Source organism: Elstera litoralis (assembly GCF_000963705.1).
In the GTDB taxonomy this organism is placed as follows: domain Bacteria; phylum Pseudomonadota; class Alphaproteobacteria; order Elsterales; family Elsteraceae; genus Elstera; species Elstera litoralis.
In genome coordinates, this window is record NZ_LAJY01000579.1 from 1 (window position 1) to 1,447 (window position 1,447).

Consider the following 1,447-nt stretch of genomic DNA (forward strand, 5'->3'; position numbering starts at 1 on the left):
TCCTTGCGGAACTCAGTCGCGTTTTTACCGGCATCGCGCTCAGACTCGATACCGCCGAAGAAGGCGTGGCGCTCGACGCGCTGCTAGACGGGGTTCTGGATATTCTCGTTCGCCCCTGCGACGGAGCCAGCGATAAACAGCCTCTTCATCACCTCCATCTTGTCACCGAACCGCTCGTGCTGGTGTGCGGAACCGATCATCAGTTCGCAGGATCGGGCGATCTGGAACTCGACGCGCTTTTAGCGTCCCCTGATCGCATTTCCATCAGCGCCGCAGCTGACCGGCTTTTGAATACCGTTGGGGCCTCTGAGCCCGCGCGCCATATGGCCGGGTCTGAAGCGCAGCTCGATCTTCTGATGGGGCTTAATGTGGGTTGGTCGCTTCTGCCCGAGCGGCATCCGCTGACGCAGCACCATGTGACGCGCCCATTGCCGAAACCGGGGCTTAATTTGCCACTCGAAATCGTTTATCTCGCCGGGCGACCGCATAGCGCGGCGGTCTCGGCGTTTCTACGCTTAGTCCGCCTTATGCCTGCGGCTGTTCCCAAAGCGGAGGCTAAGTCTCTATTTCAGTAAGGGCCGCAATCACGGCACCCGGATCAACGCGCTTTCGATAGTCGGGATCGGCGAAGGCAAAGCGAATAATTCCCGCCCGATCAATCACAAAAGTTCCAGGAACTGGGACCATCCAAGCGTCATTGCCTTGGCGTGCGGCAAGATCGAGGCCGCGCGCGCGATACACGTCGATGACGGCCTGCGGCATCCGAAACACAAGACCGAAAGCCAGAGCCAGACCGTTATCGAGATCAGCCAGAAGCGGATAGCTCAACCGATTGTCAAGAATGGTTTGGTTCGGAAAACTCCCCGCTTCAGGTGTTACACCTACAAGACGCGCCCGCCCGCTAATTTCCGGTAAGGCTTCCTCAAGCGCCGCCATTTCCAACCCGCAGTAAGGGCACCAGCCGCCCCGGAAAAAGCTAAGAACGATGGGACCGTCCGCCAGGAGTTCGGTTGAACTAACCAACCTGCCGCGATAATCGGGCAATAGAAAGCCGGGAGCCTGATCCCCCACCTGGAGTGCTTGGCCGACCAAAGGCCCCGAGCGCAGCCACGCCAGAAGCTGCTCAAACACAGCGCGCGCCTCCGGCATCTGTCGCGCGGTTAGCTCGTCGGCAAGCTGGTCGAGCGCCGCAGCAAGGGATCCCGCAGAGGCGAGACGGGCATAGGGATCGAGCATGATGTGGTGGCTCAGTTAGTAATTAAGGCTTGAGTTTACGCCGGTAAAGCCGACGACAACACCCCTACGTTCGGGAATGGCGGTAATATCCTCTCGTGCGGTTCGCAGCAGGCGGTCCCCACTCTAGGGTGACTTGAAATTACCCCCGGCGGTCGTAGAGGCCGCCCAGACGCAAGAGTGAGGATGGGATGATCAATCTAACCGGAAAAGC

General features: G+C 59.4%; 2 protein-coding genes. One reads left to right on the forward strand and one right to left on the reverse strand.

The genetic code is table 11. The annotated features are described in order from the left end of the window. A partial coding sequence (locus VZ95_RS17735) for a substrate-binding domain-containing protein (protein ID WP_045777041.1) occupies positions 1-575 on the forward strand: 575 nt, incomplete at its 5' end. Here the strand turns inward: VZ95_RS17735 and VZ95_RS17740 are convergent. Beyond that, the gene (locus VZ95_RS17740; RefSeq protein ID WP_045777042.1) at positions 556-1,236 is read right to left on the reverse strand and encodes a peroxiredoxin-like family protein; all 681 of its coding nucleotides are present in this window, start codon (positions 1,234-1,236) and stop codon (positions 556-558) included. The two genes, VZ95_RS17735 and VZ95_RS17740, sit on opposite strands and share 20 nt — an antisense overlap. Positions 1,237-1,447: the final 211 nt, after the last annotated feature.

Bases quoted from the DNA above. Each gene is read 5' to 3' on its own strand.
- VZ95_RS17740 (WP_045777042.1), bottom strand. From the start codon at position 1,236: ATGCTCGATCCCTATGCCCGTCTCGCCTCTGCGGGATCCCTTGCTGCG.